General features: G+C 50.9%; 12 protein-coding genes. All 12 read right to left on the bottom strand.

Annotated elements, in window-relative coordinates; all coding sequences use genetic code 11:
* Positions 1 to 71: 71 nt before the first annotated feature.
* The gene (locus NNL21_RS10200; RefSeq protein WP_204817077.1) at positions 72 to 1,256 is read right to left on the bottom strand and encodes a Gfo/Idh/MocA family oxidoreductase; all 1,185 of its coding nucleotides are present in this window, start codon (positions 1,254 to 1,256) and stop codon (positions 72 to 74) included.
* A gap of 434 nt (positions 1,257 to 1,690) precedes the next feature.
* Positions 1,691 to 3,094, bottom strand: a complete 1,404-nt coding sequence (locus NNL21_RS10205; protein WP_204817073.1) for an extracellular solute-binding protein — start codon at positions 3,092 to 3,094, stop codon at positions 1,691 to 1,693.
* A gap of 184 nt (positions 3,095 to 3,278) precedes the next feature.
* Positions 3,279 to 4,667, bottom strand: a complete 1,389-nt coding sequence (locus tag NNL21_RS10210; RefSeq protein WP_256555168.1) for an extracellular solute-binding protein — start codon at positions 4,665 to 4,667, stop codon at positions 3,279 to 3,281.
* Between the two features lie 132 nt (positions 4,668 to 4,799).
* On the bottom strand, positions 4,800 to 5,711 hold the full coding sequence (locus NNL21_RS10215; RefSeq protein ID WP_204817068.1) for a carbohydrate ABC transporter permease: 912 nt from the start codon (positions 5,709 to 5,711) through the stop codon (positions 4,800 to 4,802).
* An 8-nt stretch (positions 5,712 to 5,719) separates the two neighbouring features.
* Complete coding sequence (locus NNL21_RS10220; RefSeq protein WP_204817064.1) at positions 5,720 to 6,598, bottom strand: carbohydrate ABC transporter permease; 879 nt, start codon at positions 6,596 to 6,598, stop codon at positions 5,720 to 5,722.
* Positions 6,599 to 6,602: 4 nt separating this feature from the next.
* Complete coding sequence (locus NNL21_RS10225; protein ID WP_204817061.1) at positions 6,603 to 8,900, bottom strand: DUF5696 domain-containing protein; 2,298 nt, start codon at positions 8,898 to 8,900, stop codon at positions 6,603 to 6,605.
* Positions 8,897 to 9,520 carry a YIP1 family protein gene (locus NNL21_RS10230; protein ID WP_204817060.1) on the bottom strand — a complete coding sequence of 208 codons (624 nt, stop codon included), beginning with the start codon at positions 9,518 to 9,520 and terminating at the stop codon, positions 8,897 to 8,899. Before NNL21_RS10230 ends, NNL21_RS10225 begins: the two co-directional genes overlap by 4 nt.
* Positions 9,462 to 10,958, bottom strand: coding sequence for a 6-bladed beta-propeller (locus tag NNL21_RS10235; RefSeq protein ID WP_204817058.1), 1,497 nt, complete (start codon positions 10,956 to 10,958; stop codon positions 9,462 to 9,464). The genes NNL21_RS10230 and NNL21_RS10235 overlap by 59 nt, the downstream gene beginning before the upstream one ends.
* Before the next feature lie 15 nt (positions 10,959 to 10,973).
* Positions 10,974 to 11,861 (bottom strand): carbohydrate ABC transporter permease, encoded by an 888-nt coding sequence (locus NNL21_RS10240; RefSeq protein WP_256555145.1) that lies wholly within the window; start codon positions 11,859 to 11,861, stop codon positions 10,974 to 10,976.
* Positions 11,862 to 11,864: 3 nt separating this feature from the next.
* Complete coding sequence (locus NNL21_RS10245; protein ID WP_204817056.1) at positions 11,865 to 12,833, bottom strand: carbohydrate ABC transporter permease; 969 nt, start codon at positions 12,831 to 12,833, stop codon at positions 11,865 to 11,867.
* Entirely contained in the window at positions 12,826 to 15,798 is a 2,973-nt protein-coding gene (locus NNL21_RS10250; RefSeq protein ID WP_204817055.1) for an extracellular solute-binding protein, read from the bottom strand. Before NNL21_RS10250 ends, NNL21_RS10245 begins: the two co-directional genes overlap by 8 nt.
* A 24-nt stretch (positions 15,799 to 15,822) precedes the next feature.
* Complete coding sequence (locus tag NNL21_RS10255; RefSeq protein ID WP_204817054.1) at positions 15,823 to 16,935, bottom strand: ABC transporter ATP-binding protein; 1,113 nt, start codon at positions 16,933 to 16,935, stop codon at positions 15,823 to 15,825.
* Positions 16,936 to 16,990: the final 55 nt, after the last annotated feature.

The following is a 16,990-nucleotide window of genomic DNA, read 5'->3' on the forward strand; positions in this document are numbered from 1 at the left end:
AGACCGGCCTCGGGCAGCATCTGCTGCTCAAGGCCGGTCTTCTTACGCCATGATTGGCGCTCATAAGCGGCTTAGATCCGGAAATTAGGAATAGCCACTTCAGCGCCTCGCTTGGCGACAGACTCCATCGATAACGGGAAGATGCTGCTCCACAATACGGCATCGTACACATCGATGATAGGGCTGCGGTTCTCGCGAATGGCGGCCGCGAACTCCCGGATGACGAACAAGTCCCCGCCGCCATGTCCGGCTTGGTCGGCTTCCGCCCCCATATCGCGCCACCAGCTGTGCTCGAACTCATCCGAATAATTCCACAGCGATTCCCATTCGGCCGGGGAGCCCCATGACGTACCCGGGGAGCGGCCCTGAACCCAGACGGACGGAGCCATGGTGCTGCTCCACGTATAGGCGCCATTCTCACCCTGCAGCCCATAACGCGCCATATCGTGCGGAACGCCGGATGTCCAGTCCAAGCGCAATTGGATCAGAACCCCGTTTGCCGTGCGAAGGATCGTTACGGCAGAGTCGCCCTGCTTCCAATCGACATCCGGAACATGCGGATGAGCCGCCTGGATCACGTCCGTATGATAATGGCGCGCCGCTACGGCGGGAGACGTGAAGGTCGAGATCGATTCCAGCCGGTCGCTGCCGTCGCGGTTCATCTCCATCCACATGGCCAGCGGACCGAAGGAATGGGTTGGATAATTCATCCCGTTATAATCCCGCTGCAGCCTTCCACGCCAGGTTAAATCCCCCTTCGCATCATGCAGCAGGCTGCGGCAATCATGGATGTAAGCGCCTTCCAAAAAGGTCAGCTTACCGAATACATTCGCTTTAACCATATTCATGATCATCATGTTCGGGCGCATGAAGCAGTAGTTCTCCGCCATCATGTACTTCATTCCTGTCGCCTTGACGGTCTCGATCAGCTCCCAGCCTTCCTCCATGGTGGTCATCGCAATAACCTCGCTAAGTACATGCTTGCCTGCGCGCATAGCCTGTATGGCCTGACGCGCATGAATTAACAGCGGTGTTGCCAGGAACACGGCATCGACATCAGGATCGCTTAGCAGCTCCTCATAGCTTGTATAGCCTCTCAGCTGGCTGTCGCTCTCCTGCCACTGGCGAACGGTGGTCTCATCCAAATCACATACCGCGACCAGCTTGATCTCGTCTTGAAGGTAGCTCATGACGTGCGAGAAATGAGCACCGCGATGACCGCCTACAATGGCCAAACGAACGGGTGATGCATTCATATGAATTCCTCCTTGAATATGAGCGTGACACGGCCCCGACGTATATGAGCATAATCACTCCTATTGGAATCGTTAATCGCAACCAGGCCGAAAAAGGGATGAATATCCATTTACAACTCATATTAAACACCGTTTAGCACACGTATGTCAACATAAAAATGGATTCATAAAACCGAGTGTTTATCAGAGGTTAAAACGTTTTTATTGTTTCACTAAAGATTGTAAAAGAACATGGCTTTTTCAGTTTGTTTCAATCGTGATTCATCCTTAGCAACCATACTTTATTACATATATTGTAATTAAATAGAGTCCGTTCGCTGTTTAGAAATTATGAATAACTCAACGTAATATTGTGTCTTGTGTCGGCACACCCAGAAAACGAAGAAGGCCCCGACTCCATCGCTGGAGTCGAGGCCTATCCTCCTTACCATTCCTTAAGGTTTCTGTTCATCCAACAGGGCTTGCGTAAATGTGGTCATATGATCGAGGAACGCTTTGGGCTCAAGCGTGCCTGCCATGACCTCCGCCCATTTCGTATCGAATTCCTTGCCGATGTCTACCGGTATCGTTGGCGGCAGCTTCTTGGCGTTCTTCAGTACTTCAAACGCTGACGCGGTTACCGGATCCTTCTTCGCTTCCGATTCCAGGTACGGATTGTCCTTAATGCCCGAAATCCAGCCAAAGTGCTTCTGCTGCGATTCGGCTCCGGCCTTCGTGGAGGTCATCCACTTCAGCAGCGCCCAAGCGGCATCCTTATTCTCTTTCTTGCCTACCGATGTGAGCGAGAACGACCAGCCTCCGATCCAGAGCGACTCCGCCGGCATCGGCGCAAACTGCAAATCCGCATTTTGTTCAAGAAGCCCGCGCAGTGAAGGCGTAACATGAGGCTCCATCAACGATTTGCCGGCTGAGAATCTTCCCGTATTCTCCGGCAGCGTGGAATTTAATTTGCCCATGCGCTCATCATTAATGTTCTCCCGCTTAAAGTTGACGATCCAATCCAGCGCTTCGACAATGAGCGGATCGTTGAACGAAACCTTACGCTCGGAAGGATTATAGAAAGTAGATGCATCCGCACCATTGAGAAAGCTCATCGTAATCAGGCTGTTGAATGGGCCGTATACTTCATGCGGCGAGAAGGTCGTCATGACCTGCTCCCCGTTCTCGGTTACCCAGAACTTGCGGAGGAAGTCGCCAAACTCCTGCAGCGATTGTACTTCTGGAATTTCCGTAAACCCGTACTGCTCGAGCACATCGTTATTGTAGGCAAGGGCAAAGTTCGGATCCACATGCCAAGGAAGCGCCCAGACTGAGCCATCCACATCGACGGAACGCGCATAGGCCGGTTCATAGTATAGATCTGGCGTAATATCAGGACTTGAATTTAAATATGGCGTTAAATCTTCAATCATATTGTCTTTGCGCAAATCGATGGCAAGGCCGTTAGAGGAAATCACATCCGGCGTCTCGCCTGCGGCAATAAGTGCGGCAAGATCGGCTGTCGTTTGCTCCATATAGATAACCTTTACATTCGGATAGTCTTTATTGAAATCCTCGAACATCTTCTTGAAGTTCTCCCCGAAGCCTGCGCCCCATGGCGTAATAACCCGGACCTCGCCTTTGACATCGGCTAAATTGACAGTCGGCGCGTTAGCGTCATCCCCTCCAGTATTTGTGTTATCCTCGGGCTTCGTAGTCGCATTCGTATTGTTCGGTGTTGTGGGACTGTTCCCCCCATTCCCGCCAGACCCGCTGCAAGCGGCCACCATCGTGACCAGCAATGCCAGCGCGCAGGTTAAACTCAATAAACGGAATCCCTTTTGGCTAGACTTCATCATTTCCGCATTTCTCCCCCATAAAGTATTTGTTCTTTCACGGGCATCTACTTCTCATCTAGGTTGAAGAAATCAGGTGATCTTATTGTCGTCCAAGCGTGATAGATGATGTTCCAATGATCTGTATTCTCTCGCACAAATATTGCGTTACCTGAAGTCCCTATCCCCCTCCGGCAGTGTATTACTTTCACTTCGCTTTCTGATCGTCCAACAGCGATTGCGTATATTTCGTCATATGGTCGAGGAAGGCCTTCGGCTCGAGCGTCCCGGCAACTACCTCCGCGAACTTCTGGTCGAACTCGGTCTCATATTGGACAGGGAAGAACGGCGGCAATTTCTGGGCCCGCTGAAGCACATCGTAAGCCGCTTTCATGATCGGATCCTGCTCGGTCTGTTCGAGAAAATACGGGTTGTCCTTGAATGCTGAGATGTTCCCAAGCACTTTCAGATTCGCTTCCGCGCCCTCTCGAGATGCGCTGAGCCACTTGACCAGTGCCCAAGCCGCATCCTTGTTCTCCTTCGCGCCCTTCACCGTCATCGAAATGCCGTGACCGCCTATCCATAACGATTCCGCCGGCATCGTCGTAAGCTGCAAATCCGGATTCAGCTTCATATTGTCTTGTACATGCACAATGACATTCGGTTCAAGCAGCGATTTCTGGGCCGCAAATCGGGTGGTGTTTTCCGGCAGCGCCGCGTTCAAATTATTCATTCGATCGTCGTCGATATTTTCCCGTTTAAACCGCACCATCCATTCGAGCGCTTCGACGATCTTCGGATCGTTGAACGTGCCGGTGTTCGTCTCCGGGTTATAGAAGTTCGTTGAGTCGGCGCCGTTCAAATACGCGATCGTCAGCAAGCTGTTGAAGTTGCCATATATTTCGAAAGGGGATACGGTCGTCATTACTTGCTCGCCGTTCTCGACAATCCAGAACTTTTTCAGGAAATCGCCGAATTCCTGCAGTGAATTCATCTCCGGAATTTCCGTATATCCGTACTGCTCCAGCACGTCCTTGTTATAGATGATCGGAAAATTGGGATCGACCAGCCAAGGCAGCTGCCACACTTTCCCGTCGGGATCTCCCCCTCTTCGATAGGCGGGCTCGTAGAACATCTCCGAGTTGACGTCCGGATCCATCTCGATGAACGGGGTCAAATCTTCAATCAGCTTGTCTCTGATCCAGTCGCGTGGGAACCGTCCGCCGTCGGCAATCATAACGTCCGGCATTTCTCCGGCGGATACGAGCGTAGCCAGTTCGCTTATCGGTTGCGGCATATACGTCACTTTGATATTTGGATAGTCTTTGTTGAAGTCTTCCATCATCGTGTTGAATTTGTCGCTCAAGCCCGCGCCCCAGACGGAAATCACTTTGACCTCACCTTTAACGCTCGACTTCTCCGGCATGGCTTTGTCGCCTTGCTCTCCCTGATCGCCTTTTTCTTTTTTCGCCGGAGTATCGGCTGCATTGCCCCCGTCGTTCGTGCTTTCGGATCCGCCTCCGCTGCAGGCGGCCATCGTCATCACCAGCAGCAGCAATAGGCTCCCTATACGGATCCCTTTTGCCCGTTTTCGCATTGTCAATTTTGTTCACTCCCTTCTTGATTGATGTGCTGACATAACCTTCACCGTCCGGTGAAGTGCGCATCACCCCCTGATAGGTCCATGCTCGCTTCGCGTTCCTTTCATTCAGCGCCCTTGCGGTCGGCCTTACTCGATTAATCCGGTCCGTTCCACGCCCTCGACAAACCAACGCTGGCCAATCGCATACAGTATCAACGGCGGGATAATAATCAGAAAGCTGGCTGCCATCCTTATCGTTTCGTTGAACATCTTATCGGCCTCGCTTTCATACAGCCCCTGCAATACGGTCTGTAAGTTAAACAGGCTTAGCGTTAACGGCGTATTCTCGGCCCCGATGACAAGTGAGGTCAAGTACGTTTCGTTCCAGTGCCAGATGAAAGAGAACAGAAAGACAACGAGAATGGCCGGTTTGGCAAGCGGGACGATAATTTGAAACAACACGCGTAGTGAGCCTGCTCCATCAATCCGGGCTGCTTCATCCAGCTCCTTGGGCAGCGTCCGGAAAAATTGCGTGAAGATGATCACGAATAGTGCTCCGCGAATGCCATGTCCGAACATCGCCTGACCGATGATGGCGAACTTCGTTCCCATCCATCCCAAGTTTTTAATGAGGATGAACAGCGGGATGACAATCGTCTGCGGTGGAATGAGGAAGCTGAGAATGAGCAGGCCGAACAAGATCGTCTTCCCCGGAAACTTGAATTTCGCAAACGCATAGCCAGCCAGTGCGCAGGCGATGACGTGAAAGATAGCGCCGAGTCCGCTGATCATGACGCTGTTCTTCAGCGCACTCATATAATTCAGCCCCTGCCAGGCCAATTTCAGATTGTTCCATTCGAAGCTGCGGGGAATCCAACGGACCGAAGGATCCAGCAGATCGACCGAGTTCTTAAGCATGGTGGAGGCCATGTAAAAAATCGGGTTTAAATACAAGTAAGCAATGTTGAGTAGAATCGCGTAGAGCACTAAGATCGTCAGCCATCCGGTTTTCTCCTGCGTCCCGAACAGCTTCTTCTGGGTCCATACCACTTTGTCCATACCATTCCCTACCTTCGATTGTCGGAATGACGAGATATGCGTTTAAAGAACAGCATTACGAGCATGATGACGACGAATACGATGGAGAAATAAATCCAGCCTAGTGCGCTTGCGTATCCGTAGCCCGTATACTTCATATGATGCTTGATGAGCTCGAGTATGGGACTGAACGGAAACGTAAACAGATCGACAATCGTATAGATCGTATTAAGCAGAATAAACGGCTTGAGCGCAGGCAGCGTAATTTTCCAGAAGGTCTCCCATGGAGACGCTCCGTCAATGCCCGCTGCTTCATATACCGGCTTACTGATCGTCTGCAGGCCGGCAAGAATGATAATGATTTGGACGCCTGAATACCACAGTACGATGACGAACTTATCCAAGACCGCCAGGAGCGGTTCGGCGAATACCTGCGGCACATTCATCTGGATGTACGGCTTAATATTGTACTGGTCCAGAATGGACAAGCCCGCGGCCCCTTGATAAAAAATTTCGGTCAACACCTGACCTGTGGCAAAGATCACCGGAAGAAAGAAGATGGCCCGAAACAGCGCCTTGCCCGGGTATTTCATATTGAGCAGAATGGCCACCAATAGGGCAAACAGAACGATGATCGGAATAATGAGCAGCGATTCCTTCAAATAGTTGACCAATGATGCGGAGAACTGATTATCAAGCAGGAACGCATTCTTGTAGTTCAGCATACCGATCGGTTTCATGATCATGCCGTCGCCGGTAATACGAACATCTTGAAAGCTCATATAAAGCGAGTAGGTTAACGGATATAGAACAAACATGCCAAGTCCTATCAACCACGGAGTAAGCAGGGCATATGCGGAGAACGCCTCGCGGACTTCAATCGATAATCTTCGCTTCCGTTTCTGCATTCCGTCACCCCTCTCTGCCCACTAAGGCGAAATCTTTAGGCTTCACGCTGATGCTTCCCGCCTCATATGGAACATCTCCGTAATTAACGACGACAGATTGACCGTTATCATAGGTAGTCTCGAAAACCTCGTCAGCGATTTGACGATGATTCACAATAAGACTGTCCTGCAGCCCGCCTAGTACGGCATCCATCCGCTTGTATTCCTCAACGATCGTGTTCAGCCATTCCGAGTATGCGCTGCTGAAAATATATCGGGTATACGTATCCTTCAATATGCCGGGATCCTCATAGGTCAGCAGATAAGCCGGCAGCGCCCCGTATTCAACGGAATTCAACATTTCAAAGTTGTATTCGTCCCGCAAATTGCCGGGTTGCCCGGAATAGGTGACCAGACCATGAATCGCAATCGGATAGAAAGGAACGCTTTGCTTCGCCAGCAAATCATAACTGACGCTTAGCGGGAGCGCGCTTATATGGTCGGCCTTGCCAAGGACATAGGCATTTCCGTGCGCGACTCTTGCTTGCCCCAGCTCCTCCTTCGTCTTCTCGAGCATTTGCTCGAAGACATCTGCAGTGGCTTCCCGGGTGTACGGATTGGACGGGTTATTGTCGGAATACAGCAGATTGCCTATGACATCATGTCTTAATCCGTCGATACCGAGCTCCTTATATTGGGGTAAGCTGTCCATCGTATATTCCAATGATAAGTTTGGCTTCATCCAATATTTGCGGGTCGCCTTACGGAACGTGAACCCGGAAAAGCCGATTTGATCCTCAACGACCCTGGCATTGGAATCGCGGATCGCATTTCCTCTGGCCAGAAAGCCGTTGCCCGAAAAAGCAGTCACATAGTTATCATCTAAGAATATGCGGTTGCCATGGCGATGAACGGCTTCAATCAGACGCGCTAATCCATCCGTGCCGCCCAAGCTTTTCTCCGGCGGGAATCTTTTGGGGAGATAACGCATATAGCCGCCTGTCGACCACCCCGTGAAGGTCACATTCAGCTCGGAAACCCCCACGGCATTTAATTTTTCGACGATTTCCCGGGCTTGATCGAATGTCGTTGTCTTCACCAGCTTCGAGCCAAGTATGCTCGGTTCACGATCCCCGCCAAAAAAGCTGACCTCCAGCGGGATATGATTCGTCTCCGGCTTAATTCGCTGCAGCCCTTTGGCTTCCATTAAATAGCTGCGATAAATAGAAGCCATCCCGACATAATTGATATCCTTCTTGTCACCCTGCAGGAAGTAGTATCGGATTCTCCGATCCTGCTCAAGTCTCTTATCTTCAAAGACATTAAACCCTTGACCGAAGCTGCTTGTTCGCCGGAAATATTCCTGTCTATACACGAACTGTGGCGCGATCCAATTATAGGAGGTATACAGTCCGCTCGGTGTCGCGTTGATTCTGGCATTCGCTTCCCCTTCGGTAATGATGCCAAACAATGCATTTCGTCCATAAGAGATGCCGAATACGGGCAGCAGCGCATCGGAAGCTGCATCACGCTGGTAACGTACCGATTGGGCGGATATGGCTAAGTCCGGTCCGTACAGCTCGGCGGAATACCGAAACGGATAAGAGCCGCTTTGCTCGAATTCAATCGTCGCCCCCATTCCGCTCGGAACGAACATATGTCCATCCGGCGCATCGCTTCGGGAGGCGCCGAGGAATGGGAAGGCCCATAAGTTAACGATGTGGATATTCTCTCCTTCGACAATGCGGTCTGAAGGAATGTAAACTTCGATATGATCGTCCTTCAACGTTACGACGAAGGTAAAGCTGCTCTCGATCGTCTTCAGGTCATATGTTATTTCAGCACCGTCTGCGGTCTTTTTGACCGTCGTCTTTCCTTGCAATTCGGTGTCGTTCCCGTATTTCAGCTTCGACGCCGCCTGCTTGATATCGGTGTACTCCAGATAGAACGCGGACTCCAGGTTTTTACGCCAGTGTCCCTTCACCGCCTCGTCGGCCAGCGACTCCTTATCGGGATTGCTTCGCCAGGTGTAGTTATTTCTCTTATCCGTAACGGCAATCTTCCCATGCTGGCTTACTTCCAGACGAAGCCGTTCATTTTCTTGAAAGGTCGTATATTTGTCTTCGTCACGGGCCTTAACGGTCGGCTTAATTTGGATGAGCTCTCTTTCATCCTCGTCGGTCTCCTCCTCCTCAGTCTCCAAGGCGGCTTTGCCTGCTGGGTTACCGCTGTTAAGGCTAATGCCGGCGGCAACGGCTCCAAGGAGGAGAAGGATCGCTCCCGCAAGTAGGATATAGCGCCGATAAAGTTTGATTTTACTCACCGGAATGAGACCTCCTCATACAGCTGCTCGATGAAATCGACGAGCTGCACGCTTAGCCCCGCGAAGATAAGCAGCAGGATCCAAATCGCGAGCATGAACAGCACCGATAACACCGTGATCCAGATCGTCTCGCCAATGTCGTAATTATGGATCTCTTGGACCAATACGATAAACAAGAATCCCGTCCAACCGATGATGATATAGTGGAAGAACATGTAGATCGAGCTTTCGCCAATGGTCAGTACATTGGATACGAGACTAAGCGGAATGGTAAAAAAGATATAAGGGACCAGCGCATAGGCGCTGCCAATCATCACGTCGAGCAGCCGGCCTTGCCCCCGGTTAATGGAGCTGACCAAATAATTCGCGAGTACCCAGGTCAGCCAAGGTATGGATACCTGAGCCAGCACTAACCACGGGTTGATAAATTTGATCTCGATCGGATTGAAAATAAAGCTCGTTGATATTTCGGAAATCAAGGTAGCTAAGTAAGCTAGCAAAAGTAGAATTAATGCGGAAATTAAGCTTCCCCGCTTCTCATAGCGCAGCTCCCAAAAGCCGTCAACCGGATGCCGAAGTATTCGGATGGCTTGCTTGAGGTGAATGACCAGTTCTCCCATCGCCTTTCCTCCACTTCTTGTTTTTCCAGACCTTCTTCCCCGCATAATAAAGAATGATGAGAACAAGGATGCTTGTTGATACGATGCCGAAATTGTTTTGCAGCCATAAGACGCGAATTTGCCAGAAGGAATCGGAGTAGCCTTGAACATCCTTCGCAAGCCGGTATTCCTTCAGCGCCGTCTGCCAATCCCCTTTACGGTAATGCGATTTGGCTAGCCCAAGATGAGCCTTATAATATTTGCTGTTGAGGTGTAGAACTTCCCTCCAATACCCTTCGCTCTCCTCGTACTTGCCGAGCATGAACAGTTCATTGGCCTTATGCACCAACTGGGCGAACTCTGTCTGCCTAAAGATCTGAATCAGATTGGATACCCGGTCGGCAATGTATAGATTCCCTTTGGAATCAACGGCAATGCTGGAAGGGTAATCGAACAGCCCCAGCTTGTTGAACCCGGCATTCTTCCCGCCGAATGCGAACAATAGTCCGCCCTGCGAATCGTATTGATAGATATATCCACTCTGTGCTTCGATTGCGGTCATATTGCCACTGCGGTCGACCGCGATATCACGAAACAACGTCTCTTCATTAATGCGGACATATCGATCCCCGTATACCTTCTCGCCCAGCAAATCCTTCCCGGCAAAATTCAGCTTCTTAATATGTCCGTTCGGGACGGAGATGCTCGTGGTATAAATCAGTCCATCGCGGTCGATCATGACATTGCTCACGGTACCGGGTAATTTCTTGATCTCCTTCTTCAATTGATCCTCGGTATAGACTTTCCGTTTCAAATAATCGATCAAGTTGAAGGGAACCCGGTTCGCCCCGAAAAAGCCTTGGAATGCGCCCTCTTCGGAATCGAGAACGATCAGCCCTTGATACCCGTTATTCGTCGTAATAAAGAGAAATCCCCGTTTATCGACCGTCAGCTTGGTCGGTTCAAATTCGAAGCTCTTCGGCAGTAACGTCGTATCTGGCCGTTTGTACTCCCGTTCGAATGTCCCGCTCCGGTCATAGACTGCAATCCGCTTATTCCCGGTATCCGCAACGTAAACATTGCTCTCGTTCACATAAATTCCGTTCGGCTCCTTTAATTGTCCAGGGCCTGCCTCTGCGCCGATCGTCCGGATATATCGGCGATTCGCATCCAGATGGACGATCCGGTTGTTCTTCGTATCCACGATATACATGTTATCCGTATCGTCAATAAACAGATCGTTGGGGTTATTTAAATTTGCGGGGCCACCGCTCTCCGGAGGAACCAGGTTCAGACCGATGTAGCCGAAAGGCACGTAGGCCGGTTGGACATAGAACTCCCCGTTACCGCTGTCGTAAGAGAATGTCCGATAAGGAATCTCCGCCTTCACCATCGCGGGCTGAAACCCGATTCCGGCTATAAACACCGCTGCGATAACGAAGCGAAACCAATTAGGCATGCCTACTCATCCTTTCTATTTAATGCCTGAATGCATCATCGTCGTAATGACTTTACGCTGCAGCAGCAGGAAGATGATGAAGTTGGGTATGAATAGCAGCAGTGCAGCTGCGGCTGCAGCCCCTTGGTTCGCCACGTTGTTCGCCAGCTGATTCGTCAATGTGTTCACGAAGAAGGGAAGCGTCTTCATCGTCTCGTTCTCCATGAACAACGTGGACGTCTCATCCGTTGACCATGCCGATTGGAACGAGAGAATTGCCGTGGTTGCAACTGCCGGCATGCAAAGCGGAATGACGATTTTCAAGAAGATCATGTGCTCCTTCGCACCTTCCACCTTCGATGCCTCCAGCAGCTCATTGGGAATCTGATCGATAAACTGCTTCATCAGAAATACGCCGACTGGCATCGCAACAAGAGGGAGCACATGTCCCCAATACGTATTGATAATGCCGAGCTGGCTGATGACGAAGTAACGCGGAATACCGACCATCTCCGGCGCGAACATCAAGGAAATGATGATACCTGAGAAAATAAGGCCTTTACCCGGAAACTTGTGCTTGGATAACGGGTACGCACACAATACGCTGAACAAACAGGATGTCACGACGACGAGCAGGCTGGCTACGATGCTGTTGAATAAATATCTCGTCATCGGCACGATGGAGGATTGCGTGACTACAATCAAGTCGATAAAGTTCTGGAAACTCGGATTGCGGGCAATGAATGTAGGCGGATACAAGAACAGCTCATAGTAAGGCTTCAGGGCATGATTGAATAAATAGACGATCGGCAGCAGCATAAACATGGCGAGCAGGGACATGAGAATAAACAGGATCCATTGAAATGCACTGACTTTGCGAAGGGAGCCGATCCCTTTTCGCAGCGCGTTATTCCAAGCTTGCACGCCTCATTCCTCCTTCGAGCCGAACAGTTTCCAGCATAGCCTGCTTACGAGGTAAGTCATGACAAGGAGGACGACGGAGATGGTCGACGCATACCCCATTTCATAACGGATAAACCCGTAATCGTCGATGTGGTTAATCAATAAGTGGCCGGAGTATTGCGGCGACGGGTTTGCACCCGACAGCTGGACGCTGATCTGACCGGCCTTCAGCGTCCCCACGACCGCCATAACGGCTCCGAAGAGCATCTGCGGTTTCATCGATGGAATCGTGATGTACCAAATTTCCTGCAGCCGGTTGCGGATCCCGTCGATTTTGCCCGCTTCATACAGCTGCACGTCCACGTTCTGAATACCCGCCAGCAAGGCGAGGAAGCCGACACCCATGCTCCCCCAGAGCGTCACGAGAATCATGACGTTCATCAAATATTTCGGATCCTGGGTCCACAGCTGCGCTTGATCGATAATGCCCACTTCCAGCAGAAAGCTGTTCAAATAACCGAGCCGGTCTCCGCTGAATACGATCAGCCAGACAACAGCCATCGCCACGCCGGCCGTCATCGAAGGCGTATACAGCGCCAATGTGTAGATAACCCGTATTCGGGCAGGCAGCTGCGAGACCAGCCAGGCCAGTATAAAGCCGGCTATATACCCGAGAGGACCTACGATGACAGCAAATTTGAAGGTATTGGGAATGGCATATTTCCAGAACACCATATCCTGCGTCAGCAGGTTGCGGTAATTCAACCACCCAACAAATTTAGGCGCCTCAATCGCGTTGAAATACGTAAACGACAAGCCGATGGCCGCTAAGGTGGGAATGACGATAAATAAAATAAATGTGATCAGAAACGGCGCTACGAATAAGTAGGAGAGCCAGTGCTGCTTGATCGCCTGGACAAACGGTGTGATAACGGCAATCTGTTTGGGCCTCTCCATCGGCTGCTGAATCGTTCCTGAAGCAGGGCTACTCATCCTCGGTACCACCTCCGGTCGGTTTTTCAATCTGTGGAATATCCAGCGTGCGGATAATTTGGCCGTCCTTGTCGACGAATCCAAACTCCTGCTGCTTGCGCAGCAGCTCCCGGTTAATTTCGAAGACCGCATTCTCCAATGATTCGCGGAAATTCATATTCTCAAGCACGGTCCGGTTCCATGCAAAGCTCAGCTCACGTGTCGTAAAGTATCCGCCGGGCACGTTCGGCATTTCCTTGAACCAATTCAGCTGCTTGGCGATTTCACTGCCATGCTCGCTTGGCCAAGGAATTTGCTTGAACGCTTCCTTGTTCGCCGTATTCCAGCGGAACTCGATGCCATTGAACATCTCCATATCGTTGCCGAAACGGGATTGCGTCTCCGTCGACGTCCACCATTTCAAGAACTGCCATGATTCCTCCGGATGCTCGGTCGACTTGAATATGGCCCCGGATTGCAGTCCGCCGCCACCCCACCGTTCGATCTCTCCGTCTTCGTTCTTCGTGCCCGGCAGCGGAGCAACCGACCATAAGCCCGATATTTCCGGAGCAGCTACGAGCAGCTGCAAATAGGTATTGAAATCGGCGATACCAATCGGCATGTTGCCGTTGCGGAAATGCATGTAGAAGTTGGGCACTTCTCTAGGCAAGCCATAAATATTGAAGAAGTCGGTCCACCTCTTGAAGGCATCGAAGGCTTGCGGAGAATCCAATCCTGTCTTCATCCCGTCAGGAGTATAGAAGGACGCCGCATTCTGGTAGAACAAGGGGAGATACATCATCGGCTGGTAGAAGAAATCATATCCTTTCTGCTGCAGCGTGGGCAGCAGATCGTAAATATCATTCCACGTTTCCGGCACCTTCAGCTTCAGTTCCTCCAGAATATCCTTCCGGTAGAACATCACGTTGAACATGATCGTTTCCGGCAGCGCATAATCGCCCTTGTCATAATGGAAAGGCAGCAGCGATCCTGGCAGGAATTGCTTGGCAACCTCCTTGTAATCGGCAAACTGATTCAAATCCAGCAGCGCATTGCGGACCGCAAAGTCGACCGGAGTCAGCTGATCAAGCCCCATAGCAACATCCGGTTCCCGATTGGCCGCATTACTCAATATGAGCAGCTGAGGGTTCGGCATAATATTGATATTCACTTTAATACCGGTCGAAGGGGTGAAGCGTTCATCGACCATCTGCTGCATTAAGGTGACATAGTCCCGGCCGCGATTAACCCATACGGTTATGGCCGCATCCTCGTCCTGCCGGCCATAGTCAATATAATCGGGATTGAAGGTCAGAAAGAACGTCTTCACAGTATTCTTCGTAATTTCCCAGCGCGATGGCGCGAAGTCGGGTAATTCGGTTGTCGCTTTGGAAATATAGATCTGATCCAGCATCAACGGCTGCTTCGTTAACTCGATGGCGTACGAAGACAGCGATTCCTGAACCGATGACAAATACTCCGGTTTGAATGGAAGTTCGTTGGGATCGTCCGCCAACCGCTGCAGCTTGTCAATCGAAGCGCGAATGGCCGCAGCGCCATTGACATCATTGCCGTACAGCTGCTGCAAATAGGACAGAATCTGTTCTAAGCTTTGTTTCATGTCGAGCAGCCGTTGCTCTATGTCCGGCAGCTGCTCAGCGAGGTTCCAATCCCGGTTTTTGTCCAAATTATCTTTGCTGCGCACACCGGTAACCAGACGCAGCAGACGGTTAATTTCTTGTACTTCTCTCGTGATATACTGAATCGACTCGACAATCGGAGTGACCGGCGCATTCGTTACGGTCATGGAGAGCTCATGCTTGCCCTTAGCCAATTCGAATAAGAATGGTTCCTCTGCCGATGACCCCAGCGTTTCCATCGACCAATTGCGTTTATAGGTGAATGGGAACGCTTGCAGTTCCTGGAATGGAACCTCGCCGTCGATCTCAATCATCCGGTAAGAGTTCGACTCCTTGTTGTACCCTTGAAAGTATTTCATATCAATCTTGTAAAGCCCGTCTTCCGGTACTTCGAAAGTCCAAGTAGCCGATTGCCCGCCCCGGAACCAGGCTCCCCCGCCCATGGTATTAAAGATGATCTTGCCATCGGACTTCGGACGGGCCAAGTCATCACGGCTGGCTTGCATCTGCACCGAGGGCTCTGACTTCTCGAGCATCTGCTCCGCTTCGATCGTTGTATACCAATCAGACTTATCACTAGAATCCTTCGAATAATTCGCTTGCACAGCTTCATATTGCTCTACCTGCCTTGGGGCATGAAGCCCCAAGCCGGATAGAGCGATCGGTTCGAATACTGATTGAATTCGAATCGTACGCTTGCCCTGTTCCAAGTACCAGCGCAGCGGTTCGCTTGCAGCGTAAGAGGAATCGACCAAGGTGCGGTCGATCCAATCCTTAATTGCGACTTGTCCCGGCCGGATCTGGTTGTCTTTTCCGTCCACTCTCGGAGGAAACTGGTCATCTTTCCATAACCGGTCCAGCTCGATTCCCTTCGCTTCCACATAGGGAGATTCGCCGTCGACCGCCACGCCGATCTGAATCGGGATATTCGAATCCTCGATGGAGTAGTACTGCAAACGGAGCTGATACAACCCGCTCTGAGGGACATCGACCTCGTACTCCACCCACTGCCCTTCATCCAATGCCACCGTATCCGATACCCCCTGCAACGGCTCTGCCTGGACGGTGACACCGGGAGAGGCGTTCTTGAAATCGGCAGCCCGCAGCTTCAATTCCGAGACGGTTACATCCTTTGCCCCCTGCTCTTTCCATTGCTTGAGAATCTGCGAATATAACGGTTCCATGGATGCCGTCAGAGGTATCGATAACGAGTCCGGGCTCGGCTGCTCGATTCCGCCATCCTTAATGGCATCGCTTACATTTGAGAGTGCGAAATAACTACTGAGCAGCATGCAAATCATCAGCAGAAGCCAAATACGTTTTCCGCTTTTAAACGGATTCGCCATGTTAACGCCTCGTTTCTTTGATAATTACCTGATCGCCAACCCGGAATCGCGATTGAAGAAAATCATGTACTCCATATTCAAGGAAACCTCAAGCTTCGTCTTATCCGGAAATTTAACGAAAGCAGGCACTCGAATGACCAGCTTCTCTCCATGCCCAAGATCGAGATGTATGTAACGGTCCGCGCCCATCAATTCAGAGAATGTAATGGTTCCGGTGATCGGCGTTTCTTCCTGCGATACCCCTTCCATCTCGTTGACGATATGCACATATTCCGGACGTATGCCCAAGGTGACAATCCGGTCGAGATAAGGACGAAGCAGGGTATACATCGGTTTGGGTACTTCGATCGTATACCGGTTCGTATCGAAATAGATGATTCCATCCTTCTCGATAATGGTGCCCTGCAGGAAGTTCATTTCCGGCGAGCCGATGAAACTGGCCACGAACCGGTTGACCGGCCGATTATAGAGCAATTCAGGGGTATCCACCTGCATAATAATGCCATCCTTCATCACGCAGATCCGCGTCCCCATCGTCATCGCTTCCGTCTGATCATGGGTAACGTAGATCATCGTCGTCTCCAGCTCGCGGTGCAGCTCAATGATCATCTCGCGCATCTGCACCCGCAGCTTGGCATCCAGATTCGAAAGCGGCTCGTCCATTAGGAACACCTGCGGCGTTCGCAGCACCGCCCTGCCTAATGCCACCCGTTGACGCTGTCCACCAGACAGCTGCATCGGCTTCCGTTCAAGTAAATGCTCGATCTCAAGCGCCCTTGACGTCGATTTAACGGATGACTCGATCAGATGCTTCTCCACTTTTCGCAGCCGCAGCCCGAAGGCCATATTCTCGAATATGCTCATATTGGGGTATAACGCATAATTTTGAAATACCATGGCGATATCTCGCTTCTTCGGCGGTATATCGTTTACAAGCTGGTTGCCGATGTAGATTTCTCCGCCGTTGATTTGCTCAAGTCCGGCTACCATCCGCAATGTCGTCGACTTGCCGCAGCCGGATGGACCGACTAAGACCATAAATTCTTTATCTTCAATTTCCAGATTGAAATGATCGACAGACACCGGACCGGATTTGTTATAACGCTTCACAACATTGTTAAACAACACTCTTGCCAATGGCTCTTCCTCCCTTTCTTTCGCTGCATGGATTTATTATAGTCCGTGCATTATG

Source organism: Paenibacillus mendelii (genome assembly GCF_024498075.1).
GTDB lineage: Bacteria > Bacillota > Bacilli > Paenibacillales > Paenibacillaceae > Paenibacillus_Z > Paenibacillus_Z mendelii.